Here is a 20,867-nt window from a genome sequence, read left to right as displayed (position 1 = left end):
CCAGGCGTACTCCCGCGCGTGCCTTCCGTCTTCTCCGGATGGTCGGCTTCAGTGGTCGGGGCCCGCCCCGGTTCTGGAGCGACGAAGCGAAGGAGCGCAGCGACTGAGCGTAGGAGTGAAGAACCGGGGTTAATAGGGCCCCGACCCCGCCCCGCCGAAGGCGGGGCAAATAAACACAGCATAATGACAGCATGAGCGGTATCGAGCGTCCGCGGCGGTTGCGGCGTACGTCGGCGTTGCGGCGACTGGTGGCCGAGACCAGTCTGGAGCCGCGGCATCTGGTGTTGCCGATGTTCGTGGCGGACGGGTTGTCCGAGCCCCGGGAGATCTCTTCGATGCCGGGGGTGCACCAGCACTCGCTGGATTCGCTGCGTAAGGCCGCGGCCGAGGCCGTCGCCGCCGGCGTGGGTGGGTTGATGTTGTTCGGGGTGCCGAAGCCCGAGGACAAGGATCCGGTGGGCAGCGGGGCGACCGACCCGGACGGTATCTTGAACCGGGGGTTGCGGTCGCTGGCCGCCGAGGTGGGGGATTCCACCGTGGTGATGGCCGATACCTGCCTCGACGAGTTCACCGACCACGGGCATTGCGGCGTACTGGACTCATCCGGGGCAGTCGACAACGACACCACCCTGGAGCGGTACGTGGAGATGGCGCTGGCGCAGGCCGAAGCGGGTGCCGATCTGCTCGGGACGAGCGGGATGATGGACGGCCAGGTGGGCGCCATCCGGGATGCGCTGGACGAAGCGGGGCGGACCGATACCGCGATCCTCGCCTACGCGGCGAAGTACGCGTCGGCGTTCTACGGCCCGTTCCGGGAAGCGGTGGCATCCTCGCTGCAGGGCGATCGCCGGACCTACCAACAGGACGCGGCCAACCGCCGGGAGTCGATCCGGGAATTGGAATTGGACCTGGAGCAGGGCGCCGATATCGTCATGGTGAAACCGGCGATGTCCTATCTCGATATCCTGCGCGAGGTGGCCGACCGTTCGCCGGTTCCCGTTGCGGCCTATCAGATTTCGGGGGAGTACTCGATGATCACGGCGGCGGCCGAGCACGGATGGATCGATCGCCGCGATGCCGTACTGGAATCGCTGACCGGTATCCGCCGCGCGGGCGCGGATATCGTTCTCACCTATTGGGCGACGGAGGCGGCGCTCTGGCTATCGTGACACCGCCGGTGGACATCACCACCGCGCGGCAACTGTGGTGGGGCGTAATCGGTCTGGGTGTGGGCCGGTTGTTCATATCCCTGGCCGATACCCTGACCAACCGCGAGCGGTTCAGCGCGGAGTTCCGGGAGCGGATGCAATCGACGGATCCCCAGATCACACCGGCGATGGTCGATCTACTGGTGACGGTCGGGGCGATCCTGGGGGTGGTCCTCGGGCTGGCGGTGGCCGCGCTGGGGGTGCTGGTGGTCCATCAACTCGGCAAGGGAAAGCTGTGGGCGCGGACCCTGCTGACCTTCGTCGGAGTCTGGCTGGTGATCACCGGGGTCATCGCGCTGTTCTCCATCGGGGTGGTGGAGGGTGCGGGGCCGGTGCTGTCGGGGGCGGCGTCCATCGTGCAGGCGGTACTGGCGGGTGGCGCGATCTTCCTCTGCCAGCGGCCGGAGTCGGCGAAATGGTTCCTGCCTCCGCGTGGGCCGGGTAAGCCCGGAAGCCCGTAACATCCCGAAGCCGGCTTTCCCACCCGGGCATTGATACCGGGTGCCACAAATGCTCACCCGGAATCCACACTCCTTCCGAATGGTCCAGCTCAGTGGCAGGCCCCCGCCCCGGTTCTGGAGCGACGTAGCGAAGGAGCGCAGCGACTGATCGCGACGCATGCGGCCGACCGTCCAGAGTTTCAGCGACTATTGAGCACTTCCAGAGTCGCGAGCTTCCCCAGGCCGGTCGAGGCACACCTCCACACCCCCCTTCCGTCTACTCCGGATTGTCAACCTCAGTCGGCGGGGCCCGCCCCGGTTCTGGAGCGACGTAGCGAAGGAGCGCAGCGACTGAGCGTAGGAGTGAAGAACCGGGGTTGATAGGGCCCCGCCCCGCGGCGCCGAAGGCGCCGCCAAAGACACAGAGTTTGTTCCCGGTATTCCGCCATGTATGGTGAGGGCTGTCACAGAGGACATGCCAACCGGCGGCCTCGGGTACCCGGTCAGTAGGACGGAGACCTCACCGTCCGGGGATCGGAGGCAATGATGCGAGTGGTGATCCAACAGCCACAGAGTATTCGGCGCGACATGCTCGTATTGACTCTTCTGGTCCTGTTCGGGGTCCTCACCGTCGCGGTTCTGCTGATCCCCGGCGTTATCGGCTGATACGAGTGGTCCTCGTTCCCGGTCGGTTCCATTATGTCTGATCGAGTGGATACCACCGAGGCTGCGGGGGAGGTTCTCTTCTCCGAGCCGGGGGCGCGCTGGCGCGCTGTCGCCTATGGCCCCCTGATCTGTCTACTGCTCCTGGCTGCCGAGCTCGCTGCCGGAGTTACGCCGCACTGGTTCGCCCTGCTGTTCTGCGCGGTATTGATCAGTGGATTCGCGGTCTTACAGGTGTATGCGGCGCGTACCCATGTCAGTGTCGAGCTCACGGACGGTTTCCTGCGCAACGGTGCCGAGACGACACCGGTCCGCTCCATCGCCGCGGTGCTGCCGGTGGATGCCGACGAACCCTGGGAGGACGGCCGGGCGCTCGGTGAGCTGACGGGTGTTCCGCGGCGGCGTACCGCGATCGGGCTGCGCCGTACCGACGGTGAGCTGATACGTACCTGGGCGAAGGATCATCGTGCGTTGCGGTCGGCGTTGAACCAGGTGGTCACCGCGCCCGGCACCGATCGTGATTCCGAACCTGGTACCGGTCGCGACGATTGATTATCGGGTCCCGCGCGGGCAACATCGGGTGGTCGTATTCGAGTCGCCGCCGACATGAGGAGACCTGTGAACCGCTCGCTCGTCCTACCGGCCGCCGATATCGTGCTGGCGGTCCTCGCGATCGCTCTGGCCGCGCTCTGCTGGAACCTCGGGCTGCGCAACACCGACGTCCCGGCGACCGGTGATGTCCCGGCCTACACCGCGACCCGCTATGTGGGCCCCTGGTTGTTCTTGGTGATGCTGCTGGTGGCCGGTGCCGGGTCGGCGGTCATCGACGCTGTGGCCCGGCTCGTCCGGAGGTCCCGGCGGGTCTGAATGGCCGGGTCAGCGCCACTGCTGGTAGATATCGAACACCCGGCCGTGCGGCGCGCCGGGGACGTGGAGGAATACCAGGACCGTCCCGTCGTTGTCGGCCGATTCCAGGATCACCTGGCGCAGCGAGGCGTGGACCGCGCCGTTCTCGTCGCGGTAGAGGCGGGTCTCGCTGTCGAGCCCGGCGCCGATCCGGGAGGGTGGGACCACATGGTCCACCAGCGCCGGAATCGGACCCGCGGCCAGCGCCGCGGTTTCGGGCTGGCTCAATCGGAAGCCGGCGCGAGCATTGTCCGGATCCACGACCGGCTCGACGGCCGCGGCGGTTCCCGCGCCGAGCCCGGTTGCCAGGATTCCGAAGGCTACCGAGACCAGAGACAGAGCCGCAGTACTCGAGGCAATACGCAAAACGACCTCCCTGGCCGGTGACCCGCTGTTGATCCGTGCAGACTGCAGACTACGCACTCGGGTCCTGACCCCGCAGTATTTGGGTCGGTAAGTGTCGTCTCGGCGGCGTGTGTCACGTATGCGCACCCTGTCGTCGACGCCGCCGTGGCGGGCTGCCAAACTGGAGGCCGTGAGTTCTCTGCGCGTGGCCGGTACGGCAGTGCCGGCCTCCAGTCAGCTTTTCCAGCGAGCCGAAGCGGTTGTTCCCGGTGGGGTCAATTCCCCGGTGCGGGCCTTCGGTTCGGTGGGCGGCACGCCGAGGTTCATCACATCGGCGCGGGGCTGTCGTCTCACCGACGCCGACGGTCACGATTATGTCGATCTGGTGTGTTCTTGGGGTCCGATGATCCTCGGGCACGCCCATCCGGCGGTGGTCGAGGCGGTTCGCGAGGCCGCGGGGTCGGGGTTGTCCTTCGGGGCGCCGACGCCGGGCGAGGTGGAACTGGCCGAGTTCATCGTCGAGCGCGTGGCTCCGGTGCAGAAGGTGCGGCTGGTGAACTCGGGCACCGAGGCGACCATGAGTGCGGTCCGGTTGGCGCGCGGCTATACGAGACGTACCAAGATCATCAAATTCGCCGGCTGCTATCACGGCCATGTGGACGCCCTGCTGGCCGACGCCGGTTCCGGAGTCGCCACCTTCGGGCTCCCGACCTCCCCCGGCGTCACCGGGGCGCAGGCCGCCGACACCATCGTGGTGCCCTACAACGACCTGGACGCCGTACGCGCGGCCTTCGAAGCGAACCCGGGCGAGATCGCCGCGGTGATCACCGAGGCCGCCGCCGGCAATATGGGCGCCGTCGCGCCGCTGCCCGATTTCAATGCCGGGCTGCGCCGGATCACCTCCGACCACGGCGCGCTGCTCATCATGGACGAGGTGATGACCGGCTTCCGGGTGAGCGCGTCGGGCTGGTACGGACTCGATCCGGTGGCCGCCGACCTCTACACCTTCGGAAAGGTGATGAGCGGCGGACTGCCCGCGGCCGCGTTCGGCGGGCGGGCCGAGGTGATGGACCGGCTGGCACCGCTGGGCCCGGTCTATCAGGCGGGCACCCTGTCGGGGAACCCGGTGGCCGTCGCGGCCGGGCTCGCCACCCTGCGTGCCGCGGACGACGCCGTATACGCCGCGCTGGACCACAACAGCGAACGGCTCGGGATTCTGCTCACCGACGCCCTCACCGGCGCGGGGGTCCCGCATCGGGTGCAGTTCGCGGGCAATATGGTGAGCGTGTTCTTCGCCGATGAACCGGTACTCGACTATGCCGCCGCCAAGGCGAGCGCAACCTGGCGTTACCCGGGCTTCTTCCACGCGCTGCTCGACGGCGGGGTGTACGCGCCGCCCAGCGCGTTCGAGGCCTGGTTCGTCTCGGCCGCGCTCGACGACGCCGCGTTCGACCGAATCGCCGCAGCCCTGCCCGTCGCCGCCGAAGCGGCCGCGAGCGCCACACCCGAAGGAACTCGCGCGTGAGCAAGCCCGACCCCGAGCGCGTATCCACCGCCCCGGACGACCGGGATGACCCGGTGTCCCCGCCGGACACCGGCGCCGATCTCGCGACCTCCGGTGCGGTCGCCGCGTCCGCGCCGTCCGCCGGCGCGGCCGATTCCGAAGCGGTCGAAACCATAGTCCATGTGCTGCGACACGGCGAGGTGCACAATCCGCGCGGCATCCTGTACGGCAGGCTGCCCGGTTTCGGTCTGTCGGTGACCGGGCGGGCTCAGGCCGGCGCGGTCGCGCGGGCGCTGGCCGACCACGATATCGCCCTGGTCATCGCGTCGCCGCTGCAGCGCGCGCAGGAGACCGCCGAACCCATCGCGGGTGAACACGGGCTGATCGTGCGCACCGACGAGAACCTCATCGAGGCCGGTAACACCTTCGAAGGCCTGCGAGTGTCGGTCGGTGACGGCGCATTGCGCAAACCCCGGCACTGGTGGAAGCTGCGCGATCCGTTCACCCCGTCCTGGGGTGAGCCCTACCTGCAGATCGCGCACCGCATGCTGGCCGCGGCGAACAAGGCCCGGGTGGAATCGGCCGGTCGTGAGGCGGTGCTGGTCTCCCATCAGCTTCCGGTGTGGACATTGCGCCGGTTCCTGCAGGGGCAGCGGCTCTGGCACGATCCGCGTTCCCGGCAGTGCGGTCTGGCCTCGCTCACCTCGCTGGTGTACCGGGGCGACACACTGGTCGATATCGTCTACTCCGAGCCCGCGGGCGGTTCGGATCCGACGGTGCACGGCGCATGAACGGTCAGCGCCCGGAGGCGGTAGCGCAGCGTGACCACACAGTGGGTCCGTTCGTGCGCCGGAAGGCAGAGCGTATGAGACGAGGTGCCGCGGGATTCGGGTTCCGGCTGTTGCCGGCGCTCGCCGCGTTGCTGTGTCTGACCGCGTCGGCCTGCTCGACCGGAGCCGACGCGGTGGCCACCGGCGGTACCTTCGAATTCGTCTCACCGGGTGGACAGACCGATATCTTCTACGATCCGCCGTCCGCCCGCGGCACCATCGGCAAGCTCGCGGGCCCGGACCTGATGTCCGACGACGGCAAGAACGTCGCGGTGGACGATTTCCCGGGCCAGGTGGTCGTCATCAATCTGTGGGGGCAGTGGTGCGGGCCCTGCCGCGGCGAAGCCCCCGCGCTCGAACAGGTCTACGAACAGACCGAAGATCTCGGGGTCGCTTTCCTCGGGATCAATGTCCGTGATTTCCAGCAGGACAAAGCACGCGATTTCGTTATCGATAACCATGTCGGTTATCCGTCGGTCTACGACCCGTCGATGCGCACGTTACTGGCGCTCGGTGGAAATTTCCCGACCAGTGTCATTCCCACAACTCTGATATTGGATCGGGACCACCGAGTGGCGGCAGTTTTCTTGCGCGCCCTACTCGCAGAAGATCTTTTACCGGTGGTGCAGCGCATCGCCGCGGAGGGAGCATCATGAGAAGTCTTCGATCCCGAGGCGTACGCCGCTACGGGGCGACCCGGCCACCGCGCGGGGTCCGCGCCGAGGTGCTGGTGAAGTCCTCGCTCGGTTCGTGGGAGCTACAGCCCGCGCCCCAGCCGCCCGGCAGCGACCGGCGGGTATCGAGCTCGCGCCCGTCGGGTGGCCGGGGCTCGACCGCACCGGGTGGCCGCGGTGACGAGCGGCGCGCGAACAACTCCGAGGGCGAATCGGAGCGTAGTTCGCGTTGACGCTGTTGGCAGGAGTGGGGGAATCGTTTCAGCAGACAGCGGCCACGGGGCCGTTGCTGCTCGCCCTCGGCGCCTGCCTACTGGCCGGATTGGTGTCGTTCGCTTCGCCGTGTGTGGTGCCGCTGGTGCCGGGGTATCTGTCCTATCTGGCCGGCCTGGTGGGCGCGCAGGCGCCGCCGGTGACCGTGGACCAGGCCCGCGGCCGCCGGAGTACGGCGCCCGCGGGCGGCGCCACCACGGCGGTGCTCACCGAAACCCCCGCGACCGCTGATACCGGCCCGGCGCTCACCCTCGATTCGGCTCGGCTGCGGGTCGCGGGCGCGGCGGGGCTGTTCGTCGCCGGTTTCACGGTGGTGTTCGTCCTGGCCACCGCGACCGTTTTCGGACTCATCCAGACTTTGAACGTCAACCGGGAGCTGTTGCAGCGCCTGGGCGGCGTGGCCACCATCGTGATGGGCCTGGCTTTTCTGGGCCTGATCCCGGCGTTGCAACGCGATACCCGGATGGAGCCCCGGCGGCTCGCCGGGATCGCGGGGGCGCCGCTGCTCGGGGCCGTGTTCGCCCTGGGTTGGACCCCGTGCCTGGGCCCGACACTGTCCGGTGTGATGGCGGTGGCCGCCGGCACCGAGGGCACGACCGCGGTCCGCGGGGTGGCTTTGATCATTGCCTACTGCCTCGGGCTCGGGCTGCCCTTCGTGATCCTGGCCTTCGGGTCGGCGAGTGCGCTGCGCGGGGTCGGATGGTTGCGGCGTAATTCCCGCCGAATCCAGGTGATCGGCGGAATTCTGCTGGTCGCGGTGGGCGCGGCCCTGGTGACCGGGGCCTGGGATCAGTTCGTCGGCTGGGTGCGCGACGGATTCGTCGCCGAGGTGACACTGCCGATATGACCGTGACAGACCATCCCGAGGCGCCCCCGGTCCATCCGCCCCGGCAATCCCCGCTCGGCCGTGCCTTCGCGCTGGTGCGCAACGGCTGGCGCGGGCTCACCAGTATGCGGACCGCGCTGGTCCTGCTGTTCTTGCTGGCGCTGGCCGCGATCCCCGGGGCCCTGCTGCCGCAGCGCAGCCTGAACGAACAGAAGGTCGCGACCTATATCGCGGATCGTCCGGTGCTCGGTGAGTGGATGGACCGGCTCGAACTGTTCGATGTATTCTCCAGCTTCTGGTTCACCGCGATCTATGTGCTGCTGTTCATCTCGCTGGTGGGCTGCATCCTGCCGCGTACGGTGGACCACTACCGCGCGCTACGGACCCCGCCGGTGCGGGTGCCGCGCAATCTGGCGCGGCTGCCGCACCACCATCGCGTGGTGCTCGACGGCACCCCGGACGAGATCGCCGCACAGGCCCGCACCCGGCTGCGCGGCTGGCGTACCGCGATGCGGCCCGGTGAGCGCGACGGTGAGGTGACGCTGTCGGCGGAGAAGGGCTACACCCGCGAGCTGGGCAATCTGGTTTTCCACCTGGCCTTGGTCGGGTTGTTGGTCGCCATCGCGGCCGGGAAGCTGTTCGGCTACGAGGGCAATGTCATCGTCATCGCGAACAATGGGCCCGGTTTCTGCACGACCTCACCGGCGGTGTTCGATTCGTTCCGCGCCGGGAACGTGAACGACGGAACCGGTATGACGCCGATGTGCGTGCAGGTGAAGAACTTCCGGGCCGACTATCTCGACAACGGTCAGGCCGAGATGTTCACCTCCGATATCTCGTATCAGGAGGGCGCGGATCTCGCGGCCGGTACCTGGCGGGATACGACCATCAAGGTGAATCATCCGCTGCGCGTCGGCGGGGACCGGGTCTATCTGCAGGGGCACGGGTACGCGCCGACGTTCACCGTGACCTTCCCGAACGGCGAGAAGCGCACCGAAACCGTGCAGTGGCAGCCCAACGATATGCAGACCTTCCTTTCCAGTGGGGTGCTGCGCATCGATCCGCCGGGTGGGATGTTCGCCACCGATGCCGAGCGGCGGCAGAACCAGATCGCGATCGAGGGTCTGTTCGCGCCGACGGCCAGTTTTCACGGTTCGCTGCTCACTTCGGTGTACCCCGAGCTGACCGATCCCGCGGTCGCGGTGGACGTCTATCGCGGGGACACCGGTCTGGACACCGGGCGTCCGCAGTCGATCTTCGCGCTGGATCAGGAGATGGTGGCGCAGGGCCGGCTCACCAAGGAGGCCCGGGTGAATCTGCGGCCGGGTGAGACCACGAAGCTGCCCAACGGTACCGAGGTGCGTTTCGACGGTGCGGAGGAGTTCGTGAACCTGCAGGTGTCGCACGACCCGGCGCAACAGTGGGTGCTGGTGAGCGCGCTGGTGATGATGGGCGGGCTGCTCGTCTCGCTGCTGGTTTCGCGGAGGCGGGTCTGGTTGCGGGTGACCCCGGAGGGTACCGTAGAGCAACGACGCGTCGTAGTAGAGATGGGCGGGCTGGCCCGCACCGATCAGGCGGGCTGGGGCGGGGAGTTCGACCGCCTGCGGCACCGCCTGCTGGACGCGTCCGGCGACTGATCGCCGCCCCGAGAACATGCGTGGGTGACCCACGCACGGGCAGGAACTGCCCGACGAGCACCGCGGTACGAACACGGGAGATGCAACGATGCCGATCGACGACACGCTCGCCGGCTACAGCGACCTCGCTTACAAGACGGCGATCGTCGTGTACGCGCTGGTGCTTGTGCTACTGATCGTGCAGTACGCCTCGGCACGCGTCCGGCAGGTGAGCGATCGGGAGATGGTTCCGGCCGGTGGCGTCGCGGCGGGCAGCGGGACCCCGGGCAGGATCGACGAGGCGCCGGCGGTGCCATTGTCCGAGCGGCTCGGAAATATCGCCTTCTCGGTGCTGTTCGTGGCGGTGGCCCTGCATATCGGTTCGATCGTGCTGCGCGGTTTCTCGACCGGCCGTTTCCCGCTCGGCAATATGTACGAGTTCGTTTCCATGGCGACCGCGGCCGCCGCGGTGGTCGGTCTGGTCTTCATGCGAGACGCGCGCTATCGGGCGATGTGGGTGTTCCTGCTCGTACCCGTGCTGATCCTGATGTTCCTCGGCGGCACGATGCTCTATACGGACGCGGCCCCGGTGGTACCGGCGCTGCGTTCGTTCTGGCTGCCGCTGCATGTCACGATCGTGAGTCTCGGCAGTGGGGTGTTTCTGGTGTCGGGGGTGGCGAGCCTGTTGTTCCTGTACCGGCTGCGTCAGCCCGAGGGTGCGGAATCGGCGAACATCCTGGGGGTGATCGCGCGCCGATTGCCCGATGCCCGCGCCCTCGATCGGCTTGCCTACCGCACCACCATCATCGGTTTCCCGCTCTTCGGGGCGGGGGTGATCCTGGGTGCCATCTGGGCCGAGGCGGCGTGGGGGCGGTTCTGGGGATGGGACCCCAAGGAGACCTGCTCGTTCATCGCCTGGGTGCTCTACGCCGCGTACCTGCACGCGCGGGCGACCTCGGGCTGGCGGGATACGAAAGCCGCGTGGATCAATGTGGCCGGATTCGTCGCGATGCTGTTCAACCTGTTCATCATCAATCTGGTCGTTTCCGGACTGCACAGCTACTCCGGCCTGACCTGATCGGGCGGCTATTTCTCCGGCCGTAATGATCGTTACTCCGCTGCAATGCACGGTTGCTATTGTTCGGTCGAGTTGTTTGCTGAACTGTACAAGGCCCGGCTTGCGATTTATCGGGTGTGACCGGTCATTTCCCCTCCATAGCGCGGCGAGCAATGAGGAGAGCGGCAGTGGATTCGGAGAATTCCAGTTCGGATAACAGCGGCGATGCCGAATACTGCACAACTGTGGCCGCCGATAACGCGCTCATCTGTGGTCTGGAGCCCGACTCCCTGCTCAGACTGGTGCGGACGGCGGTGGGGTTACCTGCCGAAGCGCTCGAACGCCTGGCCGTGGTCGCGGATAAATTACGGGCGGTGGAAGGGCTGCCGCAACTGGACAGCACCGGCGATTGAACCCGCCCCTGCCGTGCCGCGGGAAAATCCCGCGGCCGGGCGTTATGAGGGCGAGGCGATCAGTGTTCTGCCGATCCCGGATCGCCGTCCCGGTGTTTCTGCTGACGTGAGATACGCCAGAGGAATTCGGGATCGTCATCCGGGCCCAGAACACGCTTTCGGGCCGGTCCCGGAGCGGGAGTGCTACGCCCGGGGCCGAAAGCCTTCCAGCACAACACCACGATCGCCACGATCGCGATGAGTGCCAACAGGTACATCACGTGGCTCACCTCCTCCAACGAGGTTAACCCTCGCAGCCGCCGGTGGGTATGGGCGGCCGAGGTGGCGATGGTCGGCGTGCTGCCCGGGTCGAGCTCAGCCGCGGTGAAGGGGGGCGGCCGAGCTGCCCTGTGTGGGTGCGGTGTGGCTCGGCTACCCGCGTATGGTCGCCTCGGTGGTGAGCGATTCGAGCAGTCGCATCACTTCTGATTCGCGGAACCGGCGGTGTCCACCCGGGGTGCGCAGCGAACCGAGCCGGCCCGCATGCGCCCAGCGGGTGACGGTCTTGGGGTCTACGTGGAACAGGGCGGCAACCTGGCCCGGGGTCAACAGGTTCTCCTGCACCCCCACGGCGATCGCGGTCATGGCAAACCTTTCTGTTTCGTCACGTTTTCTCATCGGATTCCGACATAGTGGCACCGCGACCCCCGGGTGTTCGAACCACCTACTGTTGGTAAAGCGGAGGTAATGGACAAAACGGATACGCGGTGTGGAGGGGTCCGGCTCGTCGCATACGCTGGTCAGGTGAGTGACGCGAACCCATCCGAGGAACCGACCGCCCCCCGGCCCGGTACGTCGCCGGGCCGCCGATTGGCCCGCAACCTGGCGCTCTACACCCTGGCCCGGCTGGTGCTGGTCGCGATACTCACCGTCGTGATCATGGTCGTGGCGGCGGTTGCCACGGTGCAGATACCGCTCATCGTCGCCATCCTCTTCGCAATCGTCATCGCGCTGCCGCTCTCGCTCACCCTGTTCAAGGGTCTGCGGGGGAAGGTGAACTCCGATATCGCGGCTGTGGACGAACGCCGCCGCCGGGACAAGGCGCAGTTGCGGGCCCGGCTGCGCGGCGACACCACGGCCGAGGAACCGGTGGAACCCGCCGCGGGTGAATCAGGGACCACGGCCGAGCGCGCGCCGGAAGCGGATAAGAAGCGGGGGGACCCGGGCGACTCCAGCGGCCCGGCGTGAAATCCTGCGCCCGCGGTAACCCGCGCGACTGGGCCGACGAGGCTGTCCGGCTCATCGATGCCGACGCCCAGCGCAGCGCCGATACCCATCTGCTGCGTTATCCGCTGCCGGTGGACTGGAATGTGCAGCTCTATCTCAAAGACGAATCCACCCACATCACCGGCAGTCTGAAGCATCGACTGGCCCGGTCGCTGTTCCTGTATGCCCTGTGCAACGGCTGGATCACCGAGGGAACCACGATCGTGGAGGCATCCTCCGGTTCGACCGCGGTGAGCGAGGCGTATTTCGCCCAGCTGCTCGGCCTGGATTTCGTGGCGGTGGTCCCGGCCAACACCTCGCCGCAGAAGATCGCCCTCATCGAAGCTCAGGGCGGGCGGTGCCACTACGTCCGGCGACCGCCCGATATGTATGCCGAGGCGGCCCGGCTGGCCGCCGAATGCGGCGGCCACTACCTGGACCAGTTCACCAACGCCGAACGCGCGACGGATTGGCGCGGGAACAACAACATCGCCGAGTCGATCTTCGATCAGCTGGAGTTGGAGACCCATCCCGTCCCGGAGTGGATCGTCGTGGGCGCCGGTACCGGCGGTACCAGCGCGACCATCGGCCGATACCTGCGCTACCGCCGGTATCCGACCCGCCTGGCCGTGGTCGATCCGGACAACTCCGCGTTCTACGGGGCCTATGAGACCGGCCTGCGTGACTACACGACCGGTATGCCGTCGCGGATCGAGGGGATCGGCCGGCCACGGATGGAACCCTCGTTCGTACCGGAGGTGGTGGATCGGATGATCCACGTACCCGACCCCGCCTCTATCGCCGCGGCCAGGTTCGCCGGCCGGGCACTGGGACGGCGGGTGGGCGGTTCCACCGGGACCAACTTCTGGGGCGCGTGCGGGCTGATCGCGCAGCTGCTGGCAGCCGGGCGCAGCGGCAGCGTGGTGACCCTGCTGTGCGATGGCGGCGAGCGGTACGCGGGCACCTATTTCAGCGACGAATGGGTCGCGGGCCAGGGCTGGGACCTGACCGGGCCGACCGCGGTCCTGGAGGAGTTCCTGGCCACCGGCCGGTGGCCGGCCTGACGTCACGGCCGGGTGGTGAGGGCACGCTCCCCGGGCCGGGCAGCGCATGCGTACCTTCGCGTTCGCTCCGGCCGTGCGCTCTTTACGATGACGTCGGTATGGTTCTCGATCCGGGCCGCTCGCACGGCCGTCCTCCCGTGACCCCGGCGTCCACGGACGAACCGCTCGTGGTGACGCTGCTGGGCCGTATCGCGTTGCGCCGGGACACCGAACTCGTGGTGTTGCCGGGGACCCGGGCCCGGCTGCTGCTGGTGGCGCTGGCCCTGCGGCCGGGCCGCAGTCGCAGTGCCGCCGCGCTCATCGAGGAGGTCTGGGGCGGTGCTCCGCCGCGTTCGCCGATGAACGCCCTGCACACCCAGATCTCCCGGCTGCGTGCCGCGCTGCCGGACGGGGCGCTGGAGGCCGGACCGGCCGGTTACCGGATCGCGTTGCGTCCGCAACAGGTGGATCTGACGGCTGCCCAGCAGTTGGCGCGGCAGGCCGACGGGGTGCTGGCCGCGGGCGATCCGGCGGCGGCGCTGGCGATCGTGGGCCGGGCGCGCAACCTGTGGTGCGGTGAACCGGGCACCGATCTGCCGCGCAGCGAGCCTGCCGCTGAGCTCGCTGCCGTGGCCGCGGAATACGCCGGGAAGCTCGACGATATAGAGCGGGCGGCCCGGGAGGCCGCCGGCGATCTGGACGGCGCCGTCGCCATCGCCCGCGAGCAGTCGCGGCGGCGGCCCACGGACGAGGCCCGGGCCCGGACGCTTATGCGCTTGCTCGCCACGGCCGGCCGGGACAACGAGGCACTGGACGTTTTCGCCGCCCTGCGTACGACTCTGGCCACCGAACTCGGTACCGATCCCGGGGCCGCGATCACCGAACTCAACACCGTGATCCTGCGTGGCCGGTTCGGTTCCGGTGTGGAACAGCAGCGGCCCGATCCTGTCGCACCGCCACCCGTTCCCGCGGCCGTCGGGGTGCGGGCCGCGCCCAACGCGCTGCTCGGCCGGGCGGACGATCTGGCCGAATTGAGTCGCCTGCTCGGGATCTCGCGGGTGACCACCGTCCTCGGACCCGGCGGGGCCGGAAAGACCAGGGTGGCCAACGAGCTCGCCGCACGATCGGCGGCCGCCCAGCCGGTGGTACTGGTGGAACTGGCCTCGGTACGCCCGGAGGGCACAAGCCGGGACGCGGCGGTCGATATCGAAACCGCGATAGCGGGGGCGGTGGGTCTGGGGGAAACCGTTCGCGATCGCGCACTGCCGCAGGTGCGTCCGCCCGCCGACGGCCGTCGGCGGCTGCGCGACGCGCTCTCGGCCCGGCCGATGCTGCTCGTGCTGGACAACTGCGAGCACCTGATCGAGGGCGCGGCTCTGGTGGTGGCCGATCTGGTGGGCAGCTGTCCCCAGCTGACAGTGCTCACCACCAGCAGGTCGCCGCTGGCGATCACCGCCGAGACGGTCTACCCGCTGGCCCCCTTGGCGATAGACCCCGCCGGGTCGCCGGCGACCGACCTGTTCGCCGCCCGGGCCCGCGCGGTACGGCCGTCGGTGCGATTGGACGCGGCGGTAGTTGCCCGGCTGTGTCACACCTTGGACGGACTGCCGCTGGCCATCGAACTCGCCGCGGCCCGGGTGCGGACCATGAGTGTGGAGGATATCGAGCGACGGCTCGATCAGCGTTTCGCGCTGTTGCGCACCGGCGATCGCACGTCACCGGAACGACATCGCACGCTGCACGCTGTGATCGCCTGGAGCTGGAATCTGCTGGAGCCGGCCCAGCAGGTCGCCCTGCGCCGGATATGCCGTTTCCCCGCGGGATTCACCCTCGACGCGGCGGAAGTGGTGGCGGGTGGGCCGGAGGTCGGCGATACCGCGGCCGCGGTGGACGGGCTGGTCGGGCAATCGCTTCTGACTGTCGTGGAAGACGAAGGCGGCGAGACCGGTCCCGGCCTGGGCGTGCGCTACCGGATGCTGGAGACAGTTCGCGAGTTCGGCGAGCAGCAACTGGTCGCCGCGGACAGCGGTACCGGCGCGGAGATCGAGCTGGTGGAGTCCCGGATGGCTCGCTGGGCCCGCGAATTCGCGGTGGCGGTCGCACAGCGGTATCTGTCCGGCGACGAGATCGGACCCGCCCTGCTCATGGTCGCCGAACTCGACAACCTGGTCGCGGTGCTGCGCCGGGCCGAGGCGGCAGGGGATCGGCACACGGTGTACGCGGTCTTCCCGGCGGTCTCCATGCGATGGGTGGCACAGGGAGCACACCTGGAACTGATGGGGTGGATACCGCGGCTGTTGGCGCTACCGCCACCGGACCGCGCGTCCGGAACCTACGCGGACCTCCACATGCTCGGCCATGCGATGACCGCACTGCACCTGGCCTTCATGAGCCGTAGCGTCCGGGAGCTGGCGGTGGTCCGGTTCCGGGTGCGTGCGCTGCTGCGGCGCGAGACCGGGATCGACGGGACTCTCCGGTTCCTCGGGCAGCTGCTCACCTGTCCCGCCGATATGACCCGGATCGCACGCCTGCTCGCGAACGGGGCGCGTTCGAACGATTCGCGGATCAGGGTGGTCGCGCTGGTGGCTCGGGCGAATATCTGGGAGAACATGGGCCGGATCTTCGCCTCCCGTCGCGACGCGCGGGCTGCTCGGGCGCTCACCACCGAGACGGAGGTGTGGAGCCGGGCGATGGTGGTGCAGCATCTGGGGGCGCTGCACGGCCAGACCGCGCGCTATCGCGAATCGGTCGGCTATTACGAGGAGGCAGCCGAACTGCTGTACCGGATCCGGGCTTACGACGAAAGCCTCGAGGTGCGGTCGTTCATGGCGGTCTGTCTGGCGGGAATCGGAGAGCCGGTATGGGCGCGGCGAGAACTCGCCGCAGCACTGGGCCTTTCCGATTCCGGCGGAGCGGGACTGGAACTGATCGACGACCCGACCATTCGCCGCAACCACCGGTTGTCGACGATCGCGGCCGGTCTGGCCGAGATCGAACTCGCCGAAGGCGATACCGATGCGGGACTGGCTCATTTCCGGCGCGCGCTGGATCTGCTGGGTTGGCCCGGAGGTGAATTCACTCCCGGGCCGGGGGCACTGCTGATGTGTTCGACGGTCGTCGCCGCGCATGTACTGGCCGGGCGGATAGCCGACGTCGCGCCGCTGGTCCCCGAGCTGGCCGTCACCGCGCTGGACCGGCTCGGCGTGGTCCCCGACCTCCCGCAGATCGGTGCGGTGGCCTGTGCGCTCGGATCGGCATCGCTGGCCCTGGACGGGCAGTCCGAGGCCGGGGTCGAACTACTCGCGCTGGCACCGGTGGTGACAGGCCGGCAGGACTATCCGGTCATGCGATGGGAGCGGCATCACGCGCTGTGGCGGGAACAGCTCGGCGAGCTCCGGCTGACCGCCGCGATCGAGGCGGCCCGGCGGTTGCGCCGGACCGTGGCCGCCACGCGGATCCTGGAATTGATCGATACGGTCGGCGCGGTTCCCCGGACGGGTGCGCCGGCCCCGCTCGCTCGGCCTGCGACCGAGTGAGCGGATCCGGACGCATACGCGTCACGCGCGGCGCATGTAGGCCCGCACGGTCAGCGGCGCGAATACCGCGACGATCGTCGCGGCGCCCACCAGCGACCAGACCACGTGCATCCCGATATGCCCGGTGTTCATCAGGTCCCGGCAGGCCCACACCAGATGAGAGACCGGGTTGACATCGATGAACGCCTGCAGCCAGCCCGGCATCGTCTCCTTGGGGACGAATGCCGGAGAGGCGAAGGTCAGCGGGAACATGACCAGCATCGAATAGCCCTGCACCGCCGAGGCTTTGTTGGCGATCACACCGAAGAAAGCCCAGATCCAGCTGGTGGCGAACGAGCAGACCACGACCAGTAGCACCGCCAGCAGAACACCGGCGGGTTCCGGGCGGTATCCCATGATGAAACCCATCACCACGGTCAGCACCGAGGCGATACCGTAACGCACCATATCGGCGGTGAGTGCGCCCGACAGGGCGGCTATCCGGGCTATCGGCAGGGATTTGAAGCGGTCGAAGACCCCTTTCTCCATATCCTCTTTGAGCTGCACACCGGTGACCACCGAGGTCATCACCACGGTCTGCACCAGGATGCCCGGAATGATCACCGGCAGATAGCTTTTCACATCGCCGGAGATGGCCCCGCCGAAGATGTAGGTGAACATCAGGGTGAAGATCACCGGCTGGATCACCACGTCGAACAGCTGCTCGGGGTTGTGCTTGATCTTGAGCAGGCCGCGATAGGCCATGGTGAGGGTGTTGTCGAAAGTTTTGCGCAGCCCGATGCGGGCTGCCGGTTCCGGAATCCGCGCCGCCACCGAGGGTGCGGGTTTCGTCAATGTCGTGGTCATGCTGCGTTCCGTTCGGTATCGGCTTCGGCCGGGCGGCCGGTGAGGGTCAGGAAGACTTCGTCGAGGCTGGGCTTGCTCACGGTGATCTCCTCCACCGCGATATCGCGGTCGCGCAGCCTGATCAGGAGATCTGTGGTGCTGTTCGGATCGGGTAGCGCCGCGGTGAGGCGGCCCGCTTCCGGTGTGGTCTGGACGTCGGCGCGCAACACCTCGGCGATGATCCGGCGGGCGTTCTCGAGCTGGGACAGGTCGGCGATGGTCAGGTGCAACGAGGAACCGCCGATCGACGCCTTCAGTTCGTCGGCTGTGCCGTCGGCGATCACCCGGCCGTGATCGATCACCGCGATCCGGTCGGCCAGCTGATCGGCCTCGTCCAGATACTGGGTGGTGAGCAATACCGTGGTACCGGCCCGCACCAGCCTGCGAATGGTCTCCCACATCTGGGCCCGGGTCCGCGGGTCCAGGCCGGTGGTCGGCTCGTCGAGGAACAGCAGCGGCGGGGTCGCGATGAGGCCCGCCGCCAGGTCCAGCCGGCGGCGCATACCGCCGGAGAAGTTCTTCAGGGGTTTGTTCGCGGCGTCGGTCAGTTCGAATTCGTCGAGTAGGTCGGCGGTCCGCGCTCTGGCCGCCGATCGGCTCAGTCCGAGCAACCGGGAGAAGACCATCAGGTTCTCGGTGGCCGTCAGATCCTCGTCGACCGAGGCGTACTGGCCGGTCACGCCGATGAGGGACCGCACCGCGCCCGGTTCGGCGACGACATCGTGGCCGAAGACGCGAGCGCTGCCGGCGTCGGGGCGCAGCAGGGTGGCGAGCATGCGGATGGTCGTGGTCTTCCCCGCCCCGTTCGGTCCGAGCACGCCGTAGACCGACCCCTGCGGGACGGCCAAACTCACCCCGTCGACGGCCCGCTGGGTGCCGAATACCTTGACCAGGTCGTTCGCTTCGATCGCGAGCGTGGTCGCTGATGCGTGTTTCGTCATACCGGCAACGGTCCTCTTCCCGTCTTGCACGGCTCTTGCGCCGCGATTGCGCCCACCTGTCGTCAATTTTTGTTGACATTCGGCGGAGATGTCAATAAAAATTGACATATGACAGAAGCAACCACGCTGGCCGCGGCCGCGGGCAGCCCGGACCCCGCTGTGGGTCTACGGGCGGTGCTGGCGCTGCGCAGACTCCTCGAACGGCTCGAGGCGATCCAGGTGAGCAACGCCCGCGACCAGGGCTGGTCCTGGCAGGCCATCGCCGACGCACTCGAGGTCAGCAAACAGGCGGTCCATCAGAAACACACCCGGAGAGGCAGGGGTCGATAGATGTTCGAGAGATTTGCCGGAAACGCCCGCATGGCGGTCGTCGCCGCACAGGAACAGGCGCGCGAACTGCGCTCACCGGAGATCCGGGTCGAGCATCTGCTGCTCGGGCTGCTGCAACAGGCCGAACCGCGGCTGCGCACGCTCCTGGCACAGAACGGGCTCACCGAGCGGAACGCGCTGCGTTCACTCGGTACCGCCGGAGAGGACGAACCGCTGGGAGCCGGCGACGCCGAGGCGCTGCGTTCCATCGGAATCGATCTGGACGCGGTCCGCGAAAGCCTGGAAGCGAACTTCGGCGCCGACGCGCTGAACCGAGCTGTACCTTCGGACGAATCCTGGGGATTACGCGGCCGCCGGCGCGGCGGGCGATTCGGCCATATCCCGTTCACTCGGGGCGCGAAGAAGGTGCTGGAACTGTCGCTACGCGAAGCACTGGCGCGCAGAGAAAAGACCATCGAGACCGGACATGTGCTGCTCGGCATCCTGCGCGCGCCCGGCCCGGTCGCCGCCGAGCTACTGGGCGGCTCCGAAGGAATCACCCGGCTGCGGGGCGAGGTACACACCTTCCTCGATAAGGCGGCCTGAACTCGGACGGCCCGCCCGAACCCGGCGAAGGAGCAGCCGCCCGGGGCGCTCCGGACGCCGATAGCGGGCGGGCCGTAAAACGGCGGTATGCGGCGCGCGGCGCCCGCTGTGCTTAGCATGACGATATGCAGCTTGTTCTCCGGTTGATCGGCACCGCCTTCGCCATCTGGCTGGCCGCCTTATGGGTCGGCAAAATCGAGATCGTGTCCCCGCCCGACCAGGGCAACGGCGCGAAGATCGTGGTCCTCCTGGCGATCGCCGTGGTGTTCACGGTGGTGAACGCCTTCGTCAAACCCCTCGTGAAATTGCTGTCGCTGCCGCTGGTCATCCTGACCCTCGGCCTGTTCCTGCTGGTGATCAATGCTCTGATGCTCTGGCTCACGGCGTGGATCACCGAGGCCACCGACTACGGCCTGCGCATCGAGGGATTCTGGGCGGCGTTCCTGGGCGCCGTCATCGTCACGATCGTCAACTGGGCCATCGGAATCCTGATCCCGGACAACGACTGAGCTATCGGCGGCGCCTCCGGCGCCGCGGGGTCGGCCCTGTCGACCCCGGGCCGTCACTCCGCCGCTCAGTCGCTGCGTTCCTTCGCTACGTCGCTCCAGTACCGGGGCGGGCCCCGGCTGCGGGTGCTGACTGTGCGGAGTGGTGGGGTCGGGGTGTGTGTCTGGCGGCCCGGGGTGGCGCCGGTGGGGTGACAGGAAAACGCGCCGGTGGGGGCATGCGTGTGGAGTCCTGTCCGGCGCGTCCGTCGCCGCGGCGAAATCAGGGCCTTGCGTCATCGGTGGGCGCCAGGCCGAGGACGCGGGTCAGGTCGTGCAGGCATTCCTCGTAGACGGGTTCGAGATCGGAGTAGGCGAAATCCAGCTGGTGCAGGACTTCCATGCACAGCAGGCCGTAGAGCCGGATCCAGCAGGACAGAAAGACGTGCGCGGCCGCGGGGGGTAACTGCTCGCCGATCGTGGCCGAGTAGGTGATCAGTTGTTCGCGTAAGGACGCCGGCAGATCTGCCGGGTCGGGCACCGGGAACGGGCGCGTCTGCCAGAGCTCGATCGTCAGGTCCAGCAGCACCCGTTCGAATCGCCGGCCGGCCTGATGGCGTTCGGAATCCGGTTCCCGGTTCAGTGGGGTGATCGGGGCGGCGAAGATCCAGCCGAACTCGGCCGGGTGGCTGATCGCCCAGGTACGCATGGCGCGGCAGACCGCCAGTATGCGTTCGCCGACCGGCGCATGGGCGCGAGCGTCGCGGACCTGTTCCATCGCGGTGGCCAGCTCGTCGAAGAAATCCGCGGTCACCGCGCCGATCAGCGCGTCGTGGCCGGCGTAGTAGTGATAGAGCGCCGGCCCGCTCATTCCGACCTGCCGGGCCACCGCATTGATGGTCACCGCGGCCGGACCCTGCTCGACCAGCAGTGTGCGTACTGCCTCGTGGATTTCTTGCAAGGTGGCCTTGCGCAGCCGCTCGCGCCTTCCGCCGGTCTGGGTCGACATCATCACCTTCCTGTCGGTTCACCGCAATCGTTGACATTCTAGAGCATCTATGG

Annotated in this window: 24 protein-coding genes; 18 read left to right on the top strand and 6 right to left on the bottom strand. The window is 68.0% G+C overall.

Going from position 1 to position 20,867, the window contains the following annotated elements:
• The first annotated feature begins 191 nt into the window (after nucleotides 1–191).
• The 4 genes from hemB to IEY68_RS33340 all read left to right on the top strand — a co-directional run bounded on the left by hemB (nucleotide 192) and on the right by IEY68_RS33340 (nucleotide 3,178).
• Nucleotides 192–1,169: a porphobilinogen synthase gene (gene hemB / locus IEY68_RS33355; protein WP_058855066.1), complete on the top strand. Its 978-nt coding sequence runs from the start codon at nucleotides 192–194 to the stop codon at nucleotides 1,167–1,169.
• A gap of 8 nt (nucleotides 1,170–1,177) precedes the next feature.
• Nucleotides 1,178–1,669: a hypothetical protein gene (locus IEY68_RS33350; RefSeq protein WP_229719191.1), complete on the top strand. Its 492-nt coding sequence runs from the start codon at nucleotides 1,178–1,180 to the stop codon at nucleotides 1,667–1,669.
• Nucleotides 1,670–2,347: 678 nt separating this feature from the next.
• Nucleotides 2,348–2,863, top strand: coding sequence for a transport-regulating membrane protein Mce1N (gene mce1N, locus IEY68_RS33345; protein WP_058855064.1), 516 nt, complete (start codon nucleotides 2,348–2,350; stop codon nucleotides 2,861–2,863).
• A gap of 66 nt (nucleotides 2,864–2,929) precedes the next feature.
• Complete coding sequence (locus tag IEY68_RS33340; protein ID WP_058855063.1) at nucleotides 2,930–3,178, top strand: hypothetical protein; 249 nt, start codon at nucleotides 2,930–2,932, stop codon at nucleotides 3,176–3,178.
• 9 nt (nucleotides 3,179–3,187) lie between these two features.
• On the opposite strand, the gene IEY68_RS33335 is transcribed toward IEY68_RS33340, so the two are convergent.
• On the bottom strand, nucleotides 3,188–3,583 hold the full coding sequence (locus IEY68_RS33335; RefSeq protein ID WP_058855062.1) for a hypothetical protein: 396 nt from the start codon (nucleotides 3,581–3,583) through the stop codon (nucleotides 3,188–3,190).
• A 169-nt stretch (nucleotides 3,584–3,752) separates the two neighbouring features.
• Between IEY68_RS33335 and hemL the strand changes: the two genes are divergently transcribed.
• The 8 genes from hemL (at nucleotide 3,753) to IEY68_RS33295 (ending at nucleotide 10,755) form a co-directional block, all read left to right on the top strand.
• Nucleotides 3,753–5,087, top strand: coding sequence for a glutamate-1-semialdehyde 2,1-aminomutase (gene hemL / locus IEY68_RS33330; RefSeq protein WP_058855075.1), 1,335 nt, complete (start codon nucleotides 3,753–3,755; stop codon nucleotides 5,085–5,087).
• A gap of 152 nt (nucleotides 5,088–5,239) precedes the next feature.
• A complete protein-coding gene (locus tag IEY68_RS33325) occupies nucleotides 5,240–5,857 on the top strand; it encodes a histidine phosphatase family protein (protein ID WP_058855074.1) in 618 nt (205 codons plus the stop codon).
• 74 nt (nucleotides 5,858–5,931) lie between these two features.
• Nucleotides 5,932–6,552 carry a TlpA disulfide reductase family protein gene (locus IEY68_RS33320; protein ID WP_058855073.1) on the top strand — a complete coding sequence of 207 codons (621 nt, stop codon included), beginning with the start codon at nucleotides 5,932–5,934 and terminating at the stop codon, nucleotides 6,550–6,552.
• Nucleotides 6,549–6,803 (top strand): hypothetical protein, encoded by a 255-nt coding sequence (locus tag IEY68_RS33315; RefSeq protein ID WP_156426200.1) that lies wholly within the window; start codon nucleotides 6,549–6,551, stop codon nucleotides 6,801–6,803. Before IEY68_RS33320 ends, IEY68_RS33315 begins: the two co-directional genes overlap by 4 nt.
• Nucleotides 6,800–7,690, top strand: a complete 891-nt coding sequence (locus IEY68_RS33310) for a cytochrome c biogenesis CcdA family protein (RefSeq protein WP_058855060.1) — start codon at nucleotides 6,800–6,802, stop codon at nucleotides 7,688–7,690. The genes IEY68_RS33315 and IEY68_RS33310 overlap by 4 nt, the downstream gene beginning before the upstream one ends.
• Complete coding sequence (gene resB / locus IEY68_RS33305; protein WP_058855059.1) at nucleotides 7,687–9,306, top strand: cytochrome c biogenesis protein ResB; 1,620 nt, start codon at nucleotides 7,687–7,689, stop codon at nucleotides 9,304–9,306. The genes IEY68_RS33310 and resB overlap by 4 nt, the downstream gene beginning before the upstream one ends.
• Nucleotides 9,307–9,394: 88 nt before the next feature.
• On the top strand, nucleotides 9,395–10,363 hold the full coding sequence (gene ccsB, locus IEY68_RS33300) for a c-type cytochrome biogenesis protein CcsB (protein WP_058855058.1): 969 nt from the start codon (nucleotides 9,395–9,397) through the stop codon (nucleotides 10,361–10,363).
• 167 nt (nucleotides 10,364–10,530) lie between these two features.
• A complete protein-coding gene (locus IEY68_RS33295) occupies nucleotides 10,531–10,755 on the top strand; it encodes a hypothetical protein (protein WP_063000787.1) in 225 nt (74 codons plus the stop codon).
• A 59-nt stretch (nucleotides 10,756–10,814) separates the two neighbouring features.
• On the opposite strand, the gene IEY68_RS33290 is transcribed toward IEY68_RS33295, so the two are convergent.
• Both IEY68_RS33290 and IEY68_RS33285 read right to left on the bottom strand, forming a co-directional pair.
• Complete coding sequence (locus tag IEY68_RS33290; RefSeq protein WP_058855072.1) at nucleotides 10,815–11,015, bottom strand: hypothetical protein; 201 nt, start codon at nucleotides 11,013–11,015, stop codon at nucleotides 10,815–10,817.
• Nucleotides 11,016–11,166: 151 nt separating this feature from the next.
• A complete protein-coding gene (locus IEY68_RS33285) occupies nucleotides 11,167–11,379 on the bottom strand; it encodes a BldC family transcriptional regulator (protein ID WP_058855057.1) in 213 nt (70 codons plus the stop codon).
• Between the two features lie 159 nt (nucleotides 11,380–11,538).
• Between IEY68_RS33285 and IEY68_RS33280 the strand changes: the two genes are divergently transcribed.
• The 3 genes from IEY68_RS33280 (at nucleotide 11,539) to IEY68_RS33270 (ending at nucleotide 16,579) form a co-directional block, all read left to right on the top strand.
• Nucleotides 11,539–11,982: a DUF4229 domain-containing protein gene (locus IEY68_RS33280; protein WP_229719190.1), complete on the top strand. Its 444-nt coding sequence runs from the start codon at nucleotides 11,539–11,541 to the stop codon at nucleotides 11,980–11,982.
• The gene (gene cds1, locus IEY68_RS33275; protein WP_063000789.1) at nucleotides 11,979–13,064 is read left to right on the top strand and encodes an L-cysteine desulfhydrase Cds1; all 1,086 of its coding nucleotides are present in this window, start codon (nucleotides 11,979–11,981) and stop codon (nucleotides 13,062–13,064) included. The genes IEY68_RS33280 and cds1 overlap by 4 nt, the downstream gene beginning before the upstream one ends.
• Before the next feature lie 98 nt (nucleotides 13,065–13,162).
• Entirely contained in the window at nucleotides 13,163–16,579 is a 3,417-nt protein-coding gene (locus IEY68_RS33270; RefSeq protein ID WP_082681368.1) for an AfsR/SARP family transcriptional regulator, read from the top strand.
• A 21-nt stretch (nucleotides 16,580–16,600) separates the two neighbouring features.
• Here IEY68_RS33270 and IEY68_RS33265 read toward each other — a convergent pair whose 3' ends face one another.
• Together IEY68_RS33265 and IEY68_RS33260 are read right to left on the bottom strand one after the other, a co-directional pair.
• On the bottom strand, nucleotides 16,601–17,425 hold the full coding sequence (locus tag IEY68_RS33265; protein WP_058855055.1) for an ABC transporter permease: 825 nt from the start codon (nucleotides 17,423–17,425) through the stop codon (nucleotides 16,601–16,603).
• Nucleotides 17,422–18,405 carry an ATP-binding cassette domain-containing protein gene (locus tag IEY68_RS33260; RefSeq protein ID WP_058855054.1) on the bottom strand — a complete coding sequence of 328 codons (984 nt, stop codon included), beginning with the start codon at nucleotides 18,403–18,405 and terminating at the stop codon, nucleotides 17,422–17,424. Before IEY68_RS33260 ends, IEY68_RS33265 begins: the two co-directional genes overlap by 4 nt.
• 108 nt (nucleotides 18,406–18,513) lie before the next feature.
• Here IEY68_RS33260 and IEY68_RS33255 point away from each other — a divergent pair, with 108 nt between their 5' ends.
• The 3 genes from IEY68_RS33255 to IEY68_RS33245 all read left to right on the top strand — a co-directional run bounded on the left by IEY68_RS33255 (nucleotide 18,514) and on the right by IEY68_RS33245 (nucleotide 19,829).
• Nucleotides 18,514–18,735, top strand: coding sequence for a hypothetical protein (locus IEY68_RS33255; protein ID WP_058855053.1), 222 nt, complete (start codon nucleotides 18,514–18,516; stop codon nucleotides 18,733–18,735).
• Nucleotides 18,736–19,320: a Clp protease N-terminal domain-containing protein gene (locus tag IEY68_RS33250; protein WP_058855052.1), complete on the top strand. Its 585-nt coding sequence runs from the start codon at nucleotides 18,736–18,738 to the stop codon at nucleotides 19,318–19,320.
• A gap of 125 nt (nucleotides 19,321–19,445) precedes the next feature.
• Nucleotides 19,446–19,829 (top strand): phage holin family protein, encoded by a 384-nt coding sequence (locus tag IEY68_RS33245; RefSeq protein ID WP_058855051.1) that lies wholly within the window; start codon nucleotides 19,446–19,448, stop codon nucleotides 19,827–19,829.
• 259 nt (nucleotides 19,830–20,088) lie between these two features.
• Here the strand turns inward: IEY68_RS33245 and IEY68_RS33240 are convergent, their stop codons facing one another.
• The gene (locus tag IEY68_RS33240) at nucleotides 20,089–20,814 is read right to left on the bottom strand and encodes a TetR/AcrR family transcriptional regulator (protein WP_058855070.1); all 726 of its coding nucleotides are present in this window, start codon (nucleotides 20,812–20,814) and stop codon (nucleotides 20,089–20,091) included.
• Nucleotides 20,815–20,867: the final 53 nt, after the last annotated feature.

It is taken from the genome of Nocardia jinanensis (assembly GCF_014645735.1).
Taxonomy (GTDB): Bacteria; Actinomycetota; Actinomycetes; order Mycobacteriales; family Mycobacteriaceae; genus Nocardia; species Nocardia jinanensis.
Note: the sequence above shows the minus strand (reverse complement) of the source record. Positions and strands in the feature narration are given on the sequence as shown.